Source organism: Rathayibacter sp. VKM Ac-2856 (assembly GCF_013205055.1).
In the GTDB taxonomy this organism is placed as follows: domain Bacteria; phylum Actinomycetota; class Actinomycetes; order Actinomycetales; family Microbacteriaceae; genus Rathayibacter.
Map to the genome: position 1 here is coordinate 470223 of NZ_JABMLF010000001.1, position 15652 is coordinate 485874.

Here is a 15652-nt window from a genome sequence, read left to right on the forward strand (position 1 = left end):
CCTGGCGTGACTTGCTCTTCTGTCGCTCACTGACGGTCTGTCACGAATCGACGAGTGGACAGCCGGCGCGCGCCCGCCGTCGCCCTGCCCGCCGGGGGCTAGCCGGCATCGACCGCCGGAACCGAGGGGCGGCCGAGCCTCACCCTCTCGGTGACGTTCTCCGGCATGCCGATCTCGCGTCGCTTCTCGGGTGACGCGTCGACGTCCGGATCGGTGGCCGGGGCCGCGCCGCGGATCGCGGCCGGAGCGGAGGAGGAGGGCGGGACCGCCCAGTCGCGCACCGCCCTCGCACCCCAGACCACCTCGGCGATCAGAGCCTGACCGCGCACGTTCGGGTGGAACCAGTCGACCGTCGAGAGCAGGTCACTCGAGATCGCGGTGCGGGCGAGGGCGCCGCCGTCCCAGACGCAGCGCGGACCCGCGGCCGAGCAGGCGTCGGCGAGCGCCTCGTTGTACTGCGTCGTCCTCTCCGCAGCGGCGCCGACCGCCGCCGTGTAGGCGGCGCCGGTCTGCGCGTGGTTGGCCGCATCCGCTCCACGAGTGGTCCGGCAGACCGAGAACAGGCGCCAGATCAGCTCACCGGAGCCGCCCTTCACCGCCTGCCACTCGGACGCGATGTCCGGGACGGACGCGACGAGCACCTTCGCTCTCGGCCAGGTCACCGTGATCTGCTCGAGGAGGCGCGTGGCCGAGGCGGAGAAGTCGGCCGCGGGGGTCATCGCGTAGCCGTCGGGACCGGCCGGCACGTCGGGGCTACAGAGGTCGTTGCCGCCGACGAGCACGGTGACGAGCTCGGGCGAGGCCCCCGACGCCCGCGCGAGGTCGACGGCCTCCGCGACGTCGGCGATCCGGCTGCCCGACTTCGCGAAGTTGTCGGCCTGCACGATCCGACCGGGGTTCGCCTGCTGGAGGCGCGCGGCGATCGAGTGCACCTGGGGCGAGGTCCCGGTCGCCCAGGAGTTCTCGGGGCAGTCGGCCTCCGAGTGCCCGCAGGTCGCGGCCGCGCGGGTGAGGGAGTCACCGAAGGCGGCGTAGGACAGCACGGGAGTGGGAGCGCTGTCGGCGGCTGCGGCGACGGGCGCGACCGCGCCACCTGCACTGAGAGCGGCGACGAGCGCCAGTGCGGAACCGAGAAGGCTCGCGCGGAGCCGGCGGGGACGGAGGACGGACATGGATCTCCTCAGGAACGGCGCCGCGGAGCAGCGACGACGGGGGCAGGGGTCTGAGGTGTCCGACCGAGACGTGACTCTCCGGTCCGAGGGCGGCGACCGAGCACGCACGGCGTCGGTGGAACCTGTCCCCGCACCCTAGGGGCGGCCCTCGCCGCCTTCGAAGTTTCTGGCGTCGATCAGTCCGTTGGCACGTCTCGGCCGCTCCCGACGACCGCGTGGGACGGCCTCAGGCCGCGCCGTCGACCGCCGTCGCTCCCCGATGGAGCGCGGACAGCTCGAGGTAGGAGGCGGCGTTGCCCCGGATCCCGTCGCGCTCCTGCTCGGAGAGCTCTCGGCGCACCTTCGCCGGAACCCCGGCGACGAGCGACCCCGGAGGCACGACCGTGCCCTCGAGCACGACGGCGCCGGCCGCCACGAGCGATCCGGAGCCGATCACGGCCCCGTTGAGCACGGTCGCGGTCATGCCGACGAGCACGTCGGACTCGAGGGTGCAGCCGTGCAGCACGGCGTTGTGCCCCACCGAGACCCCCTCGCCGAGGATCGCGTCGAAGCCCTCGTCCACGTGCACGATCACGCCGTCCTGCAGATTGCTGCCCCGCCCGATCCGGATGCGCGCCTTCTCCGCTCGGAGGACCGCGCCGTACCAGACGCTCGACTCCTCCTCGAGCTCGACCGCACCGACGAGAGTCGCGCCCGGCGCGACCCAGGCCGAGTCGGCGACGACGGGAGCGGCTCCTCCCGGCAGGGTGATCAGGCGGGCGTCCGGGTGCGCTCCTGGCGTCATGGCGATCGGTCCTCCTCCTCGGCACCGTGCCGTCGACGGCGACCGGCGTCCAGTCTCGCAGGGCTCTCGATCGCCACGGGAGGGCGCATCCTGGCGGAACGTCGAGGCCCGGGAGCGAAGTGTCCCCGTCCGGGGCACGCGCGGAGGAGACACCACGTCCTAGGCTGTCCCCGCTAAGGGGGGATCTCCGTGGCGACGGATCCGGGGGACGCAATGGGACGACGAACGACACGGGCATCGATGCTGGGCGGGCTCGCGGCGCTGCTCCTGGTGCCGATGGCGGTCACCGCACCGAGCAGCGCGGCGAGCGCCGCCGCCGACACCGTCAAGCCGGTCGTCGTGCTCACGGCTCCGGTCGGCGGATCCACGGTCTCGGGCACGGTGTCCCTGCAGGCGACGTCCACCGACGCGGTCGGGACGACCCAGCTCTCGTTCTGGGAGGGCACCCGGCGCCTCGGCTACGCGACCGTGCAGGCGGGCGTCTGGTCGCTGCCGCTCGACACCCGCACCCTGGCCGAGGGCTCGCACGTCTTCGTCGCGAAGGGGAAGGACGCCGCGGGCAACATCGGCAACAGCGCGGCCTCCCGCGTGACCGTGCAGAACTCGGGCACGACGCCGACCCCCACGGCCACCCCCACGCCCACCGCCACTCCCACGGCGAGCCCCTCCCCCACGTCGACCCCCGTCCCGACGGCGACGCCCACCGCGACCGCCACGGCGACGGCGCAGCCGACGACCGCGCCGAGCCCCACCGCCACGCCGACCGCCACCGGCTCGCCGCGTCCCGACACCGCGAAGCCGACCGCGCGGATCACCTCGCCCGCCACCGGGAGCACCGTCCCGCGGACCGTCACGCTCGTCGCCACCGCGTCGGACGACGTCGCCGTCACCAACCTCTCGTTCTGGTCGGGCACCACCCGGATCGGCAACGCGGTGCAGCAGGCGTCCGGCGACTGGGCGCTCACCACCTCCAGCCTCGCCCTCGGCTCCCACGTCGTGATCGCGAAGGCGCGCGACGCGGTGGGCAACATCGGCAGCAGCGGCTCGATCGCGCTCACCGTCTCGGCCACCGCGCCGACGACGCCGCCGGTGGCCACCGCGACCCCGACGCCCACGCCGACCGCGACCGCCACCCCCACCGCGACTCCCACGGTGACGCCGACCGCCACTCCCACCGCCACTCCGACCCCGACCGCGCCGCCGACGACTCCGCCGACGGTCCCCGGGATCCCGGCACCGCTGGCGCAGTGGGACTTCACCCAGCCGGCCGCCCCGTACTACTCCACGGCGAACGACCTCCCGCTGCTGCAGGCCGGCAAGACGAAGGCCACGACCGCCTCGACCCCCTGGGGCTCCGGCATCACCATGACCGGCTCGAGCTTCCTCCGGGTGCCGCTCGAGTCCGCGGGACGACTGACGATCGGCGCGACCGGCAACGCGGTCACCGTGGCGAGCTGGGTCTACATGACCGACGACAGCACGGGCTACGTCGCGGGCGCCTGGAACGAGCACGGCGAGCGGGCGGGCCGCTCCTACGGCCTGTTCTACGACCTCGGCCTCTACGGCGGTGACGAGCGGACGAACTTCCACGTCTCGCGCACCGGCGGCCCGACCCCCGGCTACCCCTACTCGCGGGACTACTCCGCCTCGGGCGACAAATTCGCCCGGTACACCTGGCAGCTGCACGTCGGCACGTACGACGGCACCTACGCGATCTCGTACCTGAACGGCACCTCGGTCGCCTACCCGCGCTTCGTCGACAACAAGGGTGCGACCTACGCGAAGAACCCGTACCTGTTCACCGAGGGACTGAACCCGAACGCCGGGGACTTCACCGTCGGCGCGGTCGAGCTGACCTCGGGCCCCGGCAACTACGCGAAGGGCACCTTCGCGAAGATCCGGGTCTGGGACCGCGCGCTGACCGCCGACCAGGTCAAGGCCCTCTACGACTCGGAGCGCACCGCCCTGAAGTGAGCCGCACCGTCTCGAGAGGCCGACCGCGCGACGTTCGACGAGGAACGAGGAGAACGGAGCGAGCCCGGTCGCGAGAGCGAGCGGGCCCGCAGCAGCTCAGCCCGCGCGGAGCCAGGTGAGGACGGCCAGGACGCGGCGGTGGTCCGAGCCGGAGTCCTCGAGGCCGAGCTTCTGGAAGATCGAGGTGACGTTCTTCTCGACCGCTCCGACCCCGATGAAGAGCGAGGCGGCGATCCCGGCGTTCGTGCGGCCCTCCGCCATCGCCTCGAGCACCTCGCGCTCGCGCGGGGTCAGCAGGGCCAGCGGATCGCGGTTGCGCTGGAGGAGCGAGGCGACGACCTGCGGATCGAGCACGGTCCCGCCCGCGGCGACCCGCTCGACGGCGTCCCGCAGCTCCTCGACCGAGGCGACCCGGTCCTTGAGCAGGTAGCCCATGCCGCCCTCGCCCGAGCCGAGCAGCTCGTGCGCGTAGGTCACCTCGACGTACTGGCTGAGCAGCAGCACGGCGACGCGCGGGTGCCGGCGCCGCAGGTCGAGCGCCGCGCGGACGCCCTCGTCGCGGAACGTCGGCGGCATCCGCACGTCCAGGACGGCGACATCGACGGAGGCCGGGTCGGCGTCGACCGCCGCGAGGAGCCCCTCCGCGTCCCCGAAGGCTCCGGCGACGGCGAACCCGGCGTCCTCGAACAGTCGGACCAGGCCCTCGCGCAAGAGGACGGAGTCCTCGGCGAGGGCGACGCGGATCGGTGAGGCGGGCGGCACGCCTTCAGACTAGGGCGGGCGGCGCCGAGGGGCGGAACGGCACGTGCACGCCGATCGTCGTCGGCCCGCCGGGAGGCGACTCGACGGTGAGCAGGCCGCGCAGTCCGCTGACGCGACCCGCGATCCCCTCCAGACCGTGACCCGGCACCGCGGACGCTCCGCCCACGCCGTCGTCGATCACCCAGACGTCCAGCCAGCGCTCCCCCGCACCTCCGGCGGCGCGCACGTCGAGGTGCACGCGGATCGAGCGGGCCGAGGAGTGCTTCGACGCGTTCGCCAGCAGCTCCGCCACCACGAAGTAGACGCTCCGCTCGACCTCCGGCGGCACGTCGGCGACCGGGTGCTCGACGAGCACCTCGACCGGCACCGGGCTCATCACCGCGAGCGAGTGCACCGCCGCCGTGAAGCCGCGGTCCTGCAGGATCGGCGGCGCCACTCCCCGGGACAGCGCGCGCAGCTCGTCGAGCGCCGCGCCGACGTGCTCCCGCGCCTCCTCGATCAGCGCCGCCGCGGACTCCGGATCGGACCGCACCCGGTTCCGCGCCGACCCGAGGTCCATCTGCACCCGGATCAGCCGCTGCTGCGGCCCGTCGTGGATGTCGCGCTCCAGGCGGCGCAGCGCCCGGTCCTCGGCGGCCACCGCGGCGCCGCGGGACGCGCTGAGCTCCGCCACCTCCCGCTGCAGCGCCTCCGACCCCCACGGCCCGAGCAGGAGACGATCGACGAGGAAGCGGGCGAGGGTGAGCCCGCGGGTGACGAACGGCAGCGTCGAGACGAACAGGGCGAGCAGCGCGACGTCGGCCAGCACGAGGAGCGCGGCCGGCGGCCCGGGGACGCCGAGCACGGCACGGGACTGCCCCGAGACGAGGCGGACGATCCCGGAGGGCTCCCCGCCGATCAGCGCCAGCAGCGAGCCGATGCCGGCCCAGCCCCAGACCCCGAGGACCGCGCCGAAGACGAGGGAGAGCAGGGGCGCGACCACGAGTGCGTGCAGGAGCGCGAGCCAGTAGTGCCCGTCCACGACGGGACCGTAGAGCGCGAACGTGGCGGGAGCGACGCTCGCGGGCGGGCGCCGCCACTGCGGCTCGGCGATCCGCGGACGCCCGGCGAGACGGTCCAGGGCGCGCGACGCCCTCGCGAAGCCGCGGGCGGTGTGCAGCGCCAGCGGCAGGAAGACCGCCCCGATCAGCACGCCGATCAGCCCGAGCCCGAGCGCGAGCGCGATACCGGTCGCGAACGCGCCGGTCAGGGCGAGCGGCACGGCGAGCAGGAGCGACAGCGCCTCGCGGGGCAGATCGCGCCAGAGTCGCAGGTAGGCGGCGGAGGCCTCGCTGAGGGCGGTCGGCGCTGCGGCCACGCGAGCCTCCTCCCCCGGCCCGCCGCGCTGGCGGACATCGTCTCGAGACTACCGGCGCGGACCCATCGCGACGCGGGGGCTGACCCCCGGATCGAGGAGCCGGAAGCGCTGCTCGGGAGGCCCCGCGGACGCCCCTCCGGCACAGGCCAGGCTGCCCTTCGCCCGCCTTAGCCGAGCCTGCACTTCCTTGCGAGGACTGGGCTGCGGCGTAGTGTTGACGATCAGTCACCCCCTCTCGAAAGGAACAGACGATGTCCACTGCATCCGTCACGTCGCTCACCTCGTCGAACCCGGATGTCGCATCCGGAGTCGCCCAGTTCCTCAGCCCGGTCGTCGTCGAGATGACCGCCCTGGCCGTCAACAGCAAGCAGGCGCACTGGCACGTGCGCGGCGCCAACTTCATCGGCGTGCACGAGCTGCTCGACGTCGTCGTCGGCCACGCGATCGAGTGGGCCGACCTGGCCGCCGAGCGCGTCGTGGCCCTCGGCCTCCCCGTCGACGCCCGCATCCAGACCGTGGCGTCGGCCACGCAGACCGCCCCGCTCACCCCGGGCTTCCAGCGCTCCGAGAACGCCATCGTCGAGGTCATCGGCCTGATGGACGTCGCGATCACCACGGTCAACACCGCCATCGCCGAGCTCGCCGACATCGACGCGAGCAGCCAGGACGTCGCGATCGAGATCGGCCGCAGCCTCGAGAAGGACCGCTGGTTCCTCTTCGCCCACGTCAGCGAGAGCTGAGCACGCGCCCACTGCGCAGCGGCGGCCCGTCGGATCCCCGGATCCGACGGGCCGTCTCCCGTTCCGGCCGGCGCGCCGGGTCAGTCCCCGTGCGTCACGCGACCCGCGAGCAGCGTCGTGGCGACCGGCATCGAGCGCAGCTGCTCCCCGTCGGAGGCGAGCGGATCGCGCTCGACGACGACCAGGTCGGCGGCGTCGCCCGGCTCGGGGGCCGGCCGACGGACCCGCGTCGAGGCGACGAGCGCCTCCTCGACCGTGACGCGCTGCTCCGGGTGCCAGGGATCGTCGCCGCCCCGGGCGCGCGCGACGGCCGCCGCGATCGCCACCCACGGGTCCAGCGGGGCGACCGGGGCGTCCGAGCCGAGCACCACCGTCGCCCCGGAGTCGATCAGCGAGCGCAGCGCGAAGGCCCGACCCGTGCGGCCCGACCAGTAGCGGTCGGCGACCTCCCGGTCGTCCAGGGCGTGAGCGGGCTGCACCCCCGCGACGACACCGAGCGCGGCGAAGCGCGGCACATCCGCGTCGGAGAGCAGCTGCGCGTGCTCGATCCGTCCGCCGCCCACCTTCGCGAGCGCATCGAGCGCGACCGTCGCGGCCGCGTCGCCGATCGCGTGCACCGTCGGGCGGATCCCCGCCGCCGCCGCGCGGGCGAGCAGCCGGTCGAGCTCGGCCGGATCGACCGTGAGGACGCCGCGCCCGTCGTGCCCGTCGTAGGGGTGCGCGCAGTAGGCGGTCCTGGTGTTGAGGGAGCCGTCGATCAGCACCTTGAGCGGGCCCATCCGGAGCAGCCCCTCCCCACCGGCGATCTCGTCCCCCGTGCGCAGCCCCTCGGCGATCGCCCGGTCCAGGTGGTCGCGGTAGACGCCCGCGTCGACGCGGAGCGAGCGGGTGCCGCGGGCGATCCGCCGCGTCCAGTCACCGGTGTTCCAGCGCATCTCGAGGTCCACGACTCCGACGACTCCCCGGGCGGCCGCGCGCCGCGCCGCCTCGTCGGCCAGGTCGTCGAGCTCGTCGTCCGTGAGGGCGCCGAGCGCCGTGACGAGACGGAAGCAGGGCTCCTCGCGGAGGATGTCGTCCTGCGGGTCGAAGCCGTAGCGGCGCAGCGCGGCCGAGTTGACCCAGGCGCAGTGCAGGTCGCCGCTGACCAGCACCACGGGCCGCTCGGGCGCCACCGCGTCGAGCAGAGCCGTCGTCGGCAGATCGGGCCAGAGCCCGTCGCGGAAGCCGAAGCCGACGAGGGTCGCCGGCGAGTCCGGCGCGAGGGCGAGCCGCGCGCGGACCGCCTCGACCGTCTCCGCCGCCGAGGACGCCGTGGAGACGTCCAGGCGCGGCGCCGTCATCGCCCACTGGGAGAAGTGCACGTGCTCGTCCCAGAGGCCGGGCAGCAGCCAGCGCCCGTCGAGGTCGCGCACCTCGGTTCCGCCCGGGTCGCGCACCTCCGGGGCGCCGTCGGGGGCGATCGCGTCGATCCGCCCGTCGCGGATCAGCACCGACACCGGTTCGTCGCGGCCGAGGAGCCGCGCGGTGCGGAGCAGCAGGGTGGGAGTCACGCGCACGGCGTCCTCTCGGTCATCGGACGATCGGCGTCCCGGTCAGGGGGTCACGACTGGCACACCGGGCACCAGTAGAGCTTGCGCGCGCCGATCTCCTCGAGCAGGACGTTCGTGCCGCAGACGCGGCAGGGCAGCCCCTCGCGCTTGTAGACGTAGTTGCGCTCGGCCCGGCTGCGGACGGCGGCGGAGCGCTGCGTCTTCGTCAGGCCCCGGCGGGTGATCATCATCCCGGTCCGGATGCCGTCCTCGAGCAGGAGCGCCCAGTCGGCCCAGAGCTCGCGGGCGAGCTCGAGCGGCACCAGCTTGCCCGGCGTGTGCGGGTCGAGCCCGGCGCGGTAGAGCAGCTCGGCGCGGTAGATGTTGCCGATGCCGCTGACCACCGACTGGTCCATCAGCACCAGGCCGACGGGAGTGGCCGTCTTGCGCAGCCGGTTCACGAAGCGGTCGCGCGCCTCGTCGGAGTCGTCCGCGGCCGGGTCGGGACCGAGCCGGGCGAGCAGCGCCTCCACCTGAGTGGGATCCATCACCTCGCAGGCGGTCGGGCCGCGCAGGTCGGCGACCGTCTCCTCCGTCTGGATGCGCACCCGGACGGCGCCGACGGGCGGCGGCGGGAACTCCTCGAGATCGCTGTCGGTCTCGTGCTCGGTCTCGGACAGCCGGACGGCGCGGCGACGCCGCGGGGCGCCGATGCTGCTGCCGGCCCTGCCGTCGTCGAACAGCGGTGAGACGTGGCCGAGGAAGTCCCAGGCCCCGTAGAGGCCGAGATGCACGTGCAGCGTCGCGTCGCCCTCGAAGCGCAGCAGCAGGTGCTTGCCGACCGCGGTCGACTCGAGGACGGTGCGCCCGTCCAGCAGCGCGGCGCCCTCGGTGAAGCGGCCCTGCGGGCTGCTCGTCGCGACGCGGTGGCCGACGACGTCGCGCTCGAACTGCAGCGCGATGCGGTGGACGGAGTGGCCCTCGGGCACCTAGCGGCCGTTCGCGGCGGAGTCGACGGCGCGGCCGGCGATGTCGCCCGTCGCCTCGTACTCCGCGAGCTGCGCGATGCGGCGGACGTGGCGCTCCTCGAACGAGAACGGCTCGGCGACGAAGGCGTCGATGAACTCCGTCGCCTCCTCGACCGAGTGCTGGCGGGCACCGATCGAGATGACGTTGGCGTCGTTGTGCTGGCGGGCGAGCACGGCGGTGCTGAGGCTCCAGACCAGGGCCGCGCGGACGCCGGCGACCTTGTTCGCGGCGATCTGCTCGCCGTTGCCGGACCCGCCGAACACGACGCCGAGCGCCTCGACGCCGGCCTCCTGGTCGCGCACGACCGCGGCGGCCGCGTTGATGCAGAACGAGGGGTAGTCGTCGAGCGGGTCGTACGAGGTCGGGCCGTGGTCGAGCACCTCGTGCCCGGCGGCACCGAGGTGCTCGATCAGGTGCCGGCTGAAGTCCAGCCCGGCGTGGTCCGTTGCGATGTGGATGCGCACGCGCTCGTCCTCCGGAATGCCGTTCGTGGCCCGTGGATCCGGGGCCGGGAGTCAGGGTACCGCCCGCGCGGCACCCCGGTGATCGGCCGAGGATCGGGGCTCGGCCGACGGACGGGCCGCGGCCGGTGGCCGCCGCCCGTCCGCGGATCGCTGCTCAGTCGAAGATCGGGTCGCGGGTCCGCGAGCGCTTGAGCTCGAAGAAGCCGTCGTAGGACGCGACGGCGACGAGACCGTCCCAGAGCGAGAGCGCCTGCTCGCCGCGCGGGATCGGGGAGATCACCGGTCCGAAGAAGGCGACGTCGCCGATCGCGATGACGGGCGTGCCGACGTCCTGGCCGACCCGGCCGATGCCGTCGAAGTGCGAGGCGCGCATCGGAGCGTCGTGCTCGTCGGTGTCGGCGTAGGCGGCCAGACCGGCGTCGAGACCGACCTCGGCGAGCGACTCGGCGATGACCGCGTCCACGTCCGTGCGTCCGCCGTTGTGGATCCGCGTGCCGAGGGCGTCGTAGAGCGGCTTGACCTTCTCCTGGCCCGCGCGCTCGGCGACGGCGGCGACCAGGCGGGTGTAGCGCAGGGCCCGCGGGAAGAACGCGCGGTAGTCGTCGCTCACGTCCTGGTCCTCGTTGAGCACGGCGAGGCTCATGATGTGCCAGGTGACGTCGAGGTCGCGCCCCTCCGTCACCTCGTCCACGAATCGCGAGGTCATCCAGGCCCAGGGGCAGGAGGGATCGAACCAGAAGTCAACGGCGGTCATGAAGGCCACGCTACGCCTCTCGGAGCCTCCCGGGTGCGCGGGCCCGACGCGGCCCTAGGGTGGATCGGTGGCGCCCGCACCCCGGCGCCGAAGCGGCAGTGCCGAGACGAACGGATGGAGCACCCTGTGCCTGGAGACAACCTCACCCGGAGCGAAGCGCAGGAGCGCGCCTCGCTGATCCAGGTCGACGCGTACGACGTCGCCCTCGACCTCACGCGGGGGGCCGAGACCTTCCGCAGCACGACGACCGTGCGCTTCACCGCGCAGGAGGGGGCCTCCTCCTTCATCGACGCGATCACGAAGACCGTGCACTCCGTGACCCTCAACGGCGTGGAGCTCGACCCGGCCGACGTGGCCGACGGCGTGCGCATCCGCCTCGACTCGCTCGCGGCGGAGAACGAGCTGCGGGTCGACGCCGACGCGCTCTACACGAACACCGGCGAGGGCCTGCACCGCTTCGTCGACCCGGTCGACGGCGAGGTCTACCTGTACTCGCAGTTCGAGGTCCCCGACTCGCGCCGCGTCTTCGCGGTGTTCGAGCAGCCCGACCTCAAGGCGGCCTTCTCCTTCACGGTGACCGCGCCCGCCTCCTGGCAGGTCGTCTCGAACCAGCCGACCCCCGAGCCCGTCCCCGCGGGCGACGGCGTCGCGACCTGGAGCTTCGAGCCCACCCCGCGGATCTCCTCCTACATCACCGCGCTCATCGCCGGCCCCTACGTCGTCGAGACCGACTCGCTGGTCTCCTCCGACGGCCGCACCGTCCCGCTCGGAGTGTTCGCGCGCGCCTCGCTCGCGCCGTTCCTCGACGCGGACTACGTCTTCGAGAAGACCAAGCAGGGCTTCGCCTTCTACGAGGAGAAGTTCGGGGTGCCGTACCCGTTCGCGAAGTACGACCAGCTCTTCGTCCCCGAGTTCAACGCGGGCGCGATGGAGAACGCGGGAGCCGTCACCTTCACCGAGACCTACGTCTTCCGATCCAAGGTGACCGACGCGGTCAAGGAGCGCCGGGTCGTCACGATCCTGCACGAGCTCGCGCACATGTGGTTCGGCGACCTGGTCACGATGAAGTGGTGGAACGACCTCTGGCTGAACGAGTCGTTCGCCGAGTACGCCTCCACCCTCGCGACCGCCGAGGCGACCGAGTGGACCGAGGCCTGGACGACCTTCGCCGCGATGGAGAAGAGCTGGGCCTACCGCCAGGACCAGCTGCCCTCGACGCACCCGATCGTCGCGACGATCAACGACCTCGAGGACGTCCAGGTCAACTTCGACGGCATCACCTACGCGAAGGGCGCCTCGGTGCTCAAGCAGCTGGTGGCCTGGGTCGGCGAGAAGGAGTTCCTGGCCGGCGTGCACGAGTACTTCGTCAAGCACGCCTTCTCGAACACCGAGCTCAGCGACCTGCTGGTCGAGCTCGAGGCGACGAGCGGGCGCGACCTGACCGAGTGGTCGGCGCAGTGGCTCGAGACGGCCGGCGTCAACACGCTGCGTCCCGAGATCGCGGTCGACGAGGACGGCGCGATCGCCTCGTTCGCGATCGTGCAGTCCGCGGTCGCGGAGCACCCGACGATCCGCCCGCACCGCCTCGCGATCGGCCTCTACGACTTCGAGGGCGACCGCCTCGTGCGCGTCGACCGGCTCGAGCTCGACGTGGACGGCGAGCGCACCGAGGTGCCCGAGCTGATCGGCCGCACCCGCCCCGCGCTGGTGCTGCTCAACGACGACGACCTCGCCTACGCGAAGATCCGCCTCGACGACGCCTCGCTCGCCGTCGCGATCGAGCACCTCGCGAGCATCTCCAGCCCGCTCGCGCGCTCGCTGGTCTGGGGCTCGGTCTGGGACGCCACCCGCGACGCCGAGTCGGCTCCGCGCGACTTCGTCCGCCTGGTCCTCGGCAACATCGCGACCGAGACCGAGTCGACGACGCTGCGCACGGTCCTCGGCCAGCTCGTCAGCACGGCCACGCAGTACGTCGCGCCCGAGCACCGCGACGCCGTGCTCGAGGAGGTGGGCGACCGGCTCTGGTCGCTCGCGCAGGGCGCGGAGGCCGGCAGCGACGCCCAGTTCCAGTTCGTCAAGGTCTTCGCCGCCGTGGCGTCGACCCCGGCTCACCTGGACGCGATCCAGGCGCTGCGTGACGGGACGACGACCCTCGCGGGTCTCGAGGTGGACACCGACCTCTCCTGGGAGCTGCTGATCGCGCTCGTCGCCGGCGGGCGCGCGGACGCGTCGGAGATCGACGCCGCGCTCGCGGCCGACAACACGGCCACGGGAGCGCAGTCCGCGGCGAACGCCCGCGCCGCGATCCCGACGGCGGAGGCCAAGCGCGCCGCCTGGGACTCGGTCACACTGGACGACTCCGCGCCGAACACCATCGTGCGCGCGACGGGTCTCGGCTTCCAGCGCACCAGCGACCCCGCCGTGCTGGAGGCGATGGTGCCGGTGTACTTCGGCGCCCTCCGCACGCTGTGGGACGCGAAGAGCTACAAGATCGCCGAGTACCTCGTCGTCGGGTTCTACCCGGCGGCGACCCCCTCGCAGGCGATCGTCGACGCCACCCGCGCCTGGCTCGACGCGAACCCGGAGGTCCCGGCGCTCCGCCGCCTCGTGATCGAGAACCTTGCCGGTGTCGAGCGCGCCCTTCGCGCACAGGAGCGCGACGCGGCGCTCTGAGCACGGCCTGCCGGCGCCTCACGTGATCGAGTAGCCGGCGCGGCCGGCACGACATGCTGATCGAGTAGCCGGCGACGCCGGCGTATCGAGATCCGCCGCCACCGGGAGGGCGGGTCTCGATACGCCGCTCCGCGGCTGCTCGACCAGCATGCTCTGCATGCGCCGCTCGCCGGAGGCGCACCATGCTGATCGACCAGCATGCGCAGCCGGCGTATCGAGATCCGCCGTCGTCAGCGCTCGGGGACCGAGCGGCGCGCCGGGCCGTCGTAGGCCGACAGCGGGCGGATCAGCGCGTTCGCCGCGCGCTGCTCGAGCACGTGCGCCGTCCAGCCGACGACGCGGGCCGCGACGAAGAGCGGCGTGAACAGCTCCGTGTCGAAGCCCATCAGCCGGTACACCGGTCCGGAGGGGTAGTCGAGGTTCGGCAGGATCCCCGTCCGCTCCGCCATCTCGGCCGCCAGCGCGTCGTAGAGCTCGAGCATGTCGGCCGCGTCGGCCTGCTCCGCCACGCGCCGGAGCGCGGCGTCCATCGTCGGCACGCGCGAGTCGCCGGACTTGTAGACGCGGTGCCCGAAGCCCATCACCTTGCGCTTGCCCGCGAGGGCCTCCGCCAACCACGTCCGCGCGCGCGGCCCGGCGTCCGCGCCGATCCCGATCTCGTCGAAGACGTGCAGCACGGCCTCGTTCGCGCCGCCGTGCAGCGGACCCTTCAGCGCCCCGACGGCCGCCGTCACGGCGGAGTGCACGTCCGACAGCGTCGAGGTGACGACCCGGGCGGTGAAGGTCGAGGCGTTGAAGGAGTGCTCGGCGTACAGCACGAGCGACACCCGGAAGGCGTCGACGACCACGGGATCAGGCAGCTCGCCGAACGTCATCCAGAGGAAGTTCTCGGAGTAGTCCAGATCGTCGCGCGCAGCGATCGGCTCCTGCCCGTGCCTGCGGCGCTGGATCGAGGCGACCACCGCGGGCAGCACCGCCCAGAGCCGCATCGAGCGCTCCAGCACCGCCTCCGGGGACTCGTCGTCCGGGTCGGCCTCGAGCGCGCCGAGCACGCTGACCGCCGTCCGCACCACGTCCATCGGATGCGCGGTGACCGGCAGCATGTCCACCACCGCGCGCACCTCGGGCGCCGGCTCGCGGTGGGCCCGCTCGAAGGCGCGCAGCTGCTCCGCCTCCGCCTCGGTCGGCAGCTCGCCCTTCCACAGCAGCCAGGCGACCTCCTCGAACGATCGGTCCGCCGCGAGCTCCTGCACGGGATAGCCGCGGTACAGCAGCGAGTTCGACTCCGGATCGACCTTCGAGATCGCCGTGGTGTCGACGACGACCCCCACGAGTCCCTTGCGGATGTCCTGCTCGGTGGTGCTCATCGCTCGCTCCTTCGCGATCGTGCCGGCGGCGGCGCCTCCCGAGAGGGCGGTGCCAGGGGTGGTCCGATCCTGGGTGGATCGGTCCCGGGTCGGTCTGTCCCAGGTCGGTCAGGCGCCGTGGTGGCCGTCGAGGCTGAAGTCGAAGACTCCCTCGTCGAAGCGGCTGTAGGCGGAGTAGTCCAGCAGCTCGTAGAGCTCGGCGCGCGTCTGCATGCCCGCCACCTCGGACTGCAGCGAGCCCTCCGCCTTGAGCGTGTCGAGCGCGCGCATCGCCGCGCCCATCGCGATGCGCAGCAGCGACACGGGGTAGATGACGATGTTCACGCCGACGTCGGCGAGCCGGCGCGCCGTGAAGAGCTCGCTCTTCCCGAACTCGGTCATGTTCGCCAGGATCGGCACGTCGATCGCGTCGCGGACGGCCTCGAACTCGCCGAGGTCGCGCATCGCCTCGGGGAAGATCGCGTCGGCTCCGGCGTCGACGAGCCGCTTCGCCCGGTCGATCGCGGCCGGGAGCCCGTCGAGGGCGCGGATGTCGGTGCGGGCCATGATCACGAGGCCCGGATCGCGGCGGGCGTCGACCGCGGCCGCGATGCGCCGGACGGAGGTCTTCTCGTCCACGACGGCCTTCCCGTCGAGGTGCCCGCAGCGCTTGGGGTTCACCTGGTCCTCGATGTGCAGCGCCGTGACTCCGGCGTCCTCGAGCATCTGCACGGTGCGCGCGACGTTGAGGGGCTCGCCGAAGCCGGTGTCGGCGTCGATCAGGACGGGCAGATCGGTCATCCGCGCGATCTGCTGGCCGCGCCCCGCGACCTCGCTCAACGTGGTCAGCCCGATGTCCGGCAGGCCGAGCTCGGCCGAGAGCACCGCGCCCGAGACGTACACGCCGTCGAAGCCCTTCTCCTCGATCAGCCGCGCCGAGAGCGGGGTGAACGCCCCCGGCAGCTGCAGCAGCTCGCCCGTCGCGAGCCGCTCGCGGAAGAGGCGGCGCTTCTCGGCGGGAGTCCGGGTGGAGTGGAGCATTCGGGCGTCCTTCCCCTGGTGCGGAGT

The 15652-nt window shown here is 73.2% G+C and carries 13 protein-coding genes; 3 read left to right on the forward strand and 10 right to left on the reverse strand.

All coding sequences use genetic code 11. The annotated features are described in order from the left end of the window. Positions 1–98 precede the first annotated feature (98 nt). Together HQQ82_RS02165 and HQQ82_RS02170 are read right to left on the reverse strand one after the other, a co-directional pair. Entirely contained in the window at positions 99–1172 is a 1074-nt protein-coding gene (locus HQQ82_RS02165) for an SGNH/GDSL hydrolase family protein (protein ID WP_173231445.1), read from the reverse strand. A 226-nt stretch (positions 1173–1398) separates the two neighbouring features. Next, positions 1399–1956, reverse strand: coding sequence for a gamma carbonic anhydrase family protein (locus tag HQQ82_RS02170; RefSeq protein WP_173231446.1), 558 nt, complete (start codon positions 1954–1956; stop codon positions 1399–1401). 240 nt (positions 1957–2196) lie between these two features. Here HQQ82_RS02170 and HQQ82_RS02175 point away from each other — a divergent pair, with 240 nt between their 5' ends. Next, positions 2197–3930 carry an Ig-like domain-containing protein gene (locus HQQ82_RS02175; protein ID WP_173231447.1) on the forward strand — a complete coding sequence of 578 codons (1734 nt, stop codon included), beginning with the start codon at positions 2197–2199 and terminating at the stop codon, positions 3928–3930. Between the two features lie 96 nt (positions 3931–4026). On the opposite strand, the gene HQQ82_RS02180 is transcribed toward HQQ82_RS02175, so the two are convergent. Continuing rightward, positions 4027–4692 carry a response regulator transcription factor gene (locus HQQ82_RS02180; protein WP_173231448.1) on the reverse strand — a complete coding sequence of 222 codons (666 nt, stop codon included), beginning with the start codon at positions 4690–4692 and terminating at the stop codon, positions 4027–4029. A gap of 4 nt (positions 4693–4696) precedes the next feature. Then, entirely contained in the window at positions 4697–6049 is a 1353-nt protein-coding gene (locus HQQ82_RS02185; protein WP_173231449.1) for a histidine kinase, read from the reverse strand. Between the two features lie 251 nt (positions 6050–6300). Between HQQ82_RS02185 and HQQ82_RS02190 the strand changes: the two genes are divergently transcribed. Further along, complete coding sequence (locus HQQ82_RS02190; RefSeq protein WP_173231450.1) at positions 6301–6789, forward strand: Dps family protein; 489 nt, start codon at positions 6301–6303, stop codon at positions 6787–6789. A gap of 80 nt (positions 6790–6869) precedes the next feature. Here HQQ82_RS02190 and HQQ82_RS02195 read toward each other — a convergent pair whose 3' ends face one another. The 4 genes from HQQ82_RS02195 to HQQ82_RS02210 all read right to left on the reverse strand — a co-directional run bounded on the left by HQQ82_RS02195 (position 6870) and on the right by HQQ82_RS02210 (position 10565). Further along, positions 6870–8339, reverse strand: coding sequence for an amidohydrolase (locus tag HQQ82_RS02195; protein WP_367947774.1), 1470 nt, complete (start codon positions 8337–8339; stop codon positions 6870–6872). 50 nt (positions 8340–8389) lie between these two features. Next, positions 8390–9307, reverse strand: a complete 918-nt coding sequence (locus tag HQQ82_RS02200; protein ID WP_173231452.1) for an Fpg/Nei family DNA glycosylase — start codon at positions 9305–9307, stop codon at positions 8390–8392. Further along, complete coding sequence (locus tag HQQ82_RS02205; protein ID WP_173231453.1) at positions 9308–9811, reverse strand: ribose-5-phosphate isomerase; 504 nt, start codon at positions 9809–9811, stop codon at positions 9308–9310. It lies immediately after the preceding gene. 154 nt (positions 9812–9965) lie between these two features. Next, positions 9966–10565, reverse strand: a complete 600-nt coding sequence (locus HQQ82_RS02210; RefSeq protein ID WP_173231454.1) for a DsbA family protein — start codon at positions 10563–10565, stop codon at positions 9966–9968. Between the two features lie 126 nt (positions 10566–10691). Between HQQ82_RS02210 and pepN the strand changes: the two genes are divergently transcribed. Continuing rightward, the gene (pepN, locus tag HQQ82_RS02215) at positions 10692–13238 is read left to right on the forward strand and encodes an aminopeptidase N (RefSeq protein WP_173231455.1); all 2547 of its coding nucleotides are present in this window, start codon (positions 10692–10694) and stop codon (positions 13236–13238) included. Between the two features lie 230 nt (positions 13239–13468). On the opposite strand, the gene HQQ82_RS02220 is transcribed toward pepN, so the two are convergent. Beyond that, complete coding sequence (locus HQQ82_RS02220; RefSeq protein WP_173231456.1) at positions 13469–14605, reverse strand: bifunctional 2-methylcitrate synthase/citrate synthase; 1137 nt, start codon at positions 14603–14605, stop codon at positions 13469–13471. A 108-nt stretch (positions 14606–14713) separates the two neighbouring features. After that, positions 14714–15625, reverse strand: a complete 912-nt coding sequence (prpB, locus tag HQQ82_RS02225) for a methylisocitrate lyase (RefSeq protein ID WP_173231457.1) — start codon at positions 15623–15625, stop codon at positions 14714–14716. Positions 15626–15652: the final 27 nt, after the last annotated feature.

What these genes read in the sequence shown, in the direction of transcription:
- HQQ82_RS02165 (WP_173231445.1), bottom strand. Translation starts at nt 1,172, where the DNA reads ATGTCCGTCCTCCGTCCCCGCCGGCTCCGCGCGAGCCTTCTCGGTTCC.
- HQQ82_RS02170 (WP_173231446.1), bottom strand. Translation starts at nt 1,956, where the DNA reads ATGACGCCAGGAGCGCACCCGGACGCCCGCCTGATCACCCTGCCGGGA.
- HQQ82_RS02175 (WP_173231447.1), top strand. Translation starts at nt 2,197, where the DNA reads ATGCTGGGCGGGCTCGCGGCGCTGCTCCTGGTGCCGATGGCGGTCACC.
- HQQ82_RS02190 (WP_173231450.1), top strand. Translation starts at nt 6,301, where the DNA reads ATGTCCACTGCATCCGTCACGTCGCTCACCTCGTCGAACCCGGATGTC.
- HQQ82_RS02210 (WP_173231454.1), bottom strand. Translation starts at nt 10,565, where the DNA reads ATGACCGCCGTTGACTTCTGGTTCGATCCCTCCTGCCCCTGGGCCTGG.
- HQQ82_RS02220 (WP_173231456.1), bottom strand. Translation starts at nt 14,605, where the DNA reads ATGAGCACCACCGAGCAGGACATCCGCAAGGGACTCGTGGGGGTCGTC.
- prpB (WP_173231457.1), bottom strand. Translation starts at nt 15,625, where the DNA reads ATGCTCCACTCCACCCGGACTCCCGCCGAGAAGCGCCGCCTCTTCCGC.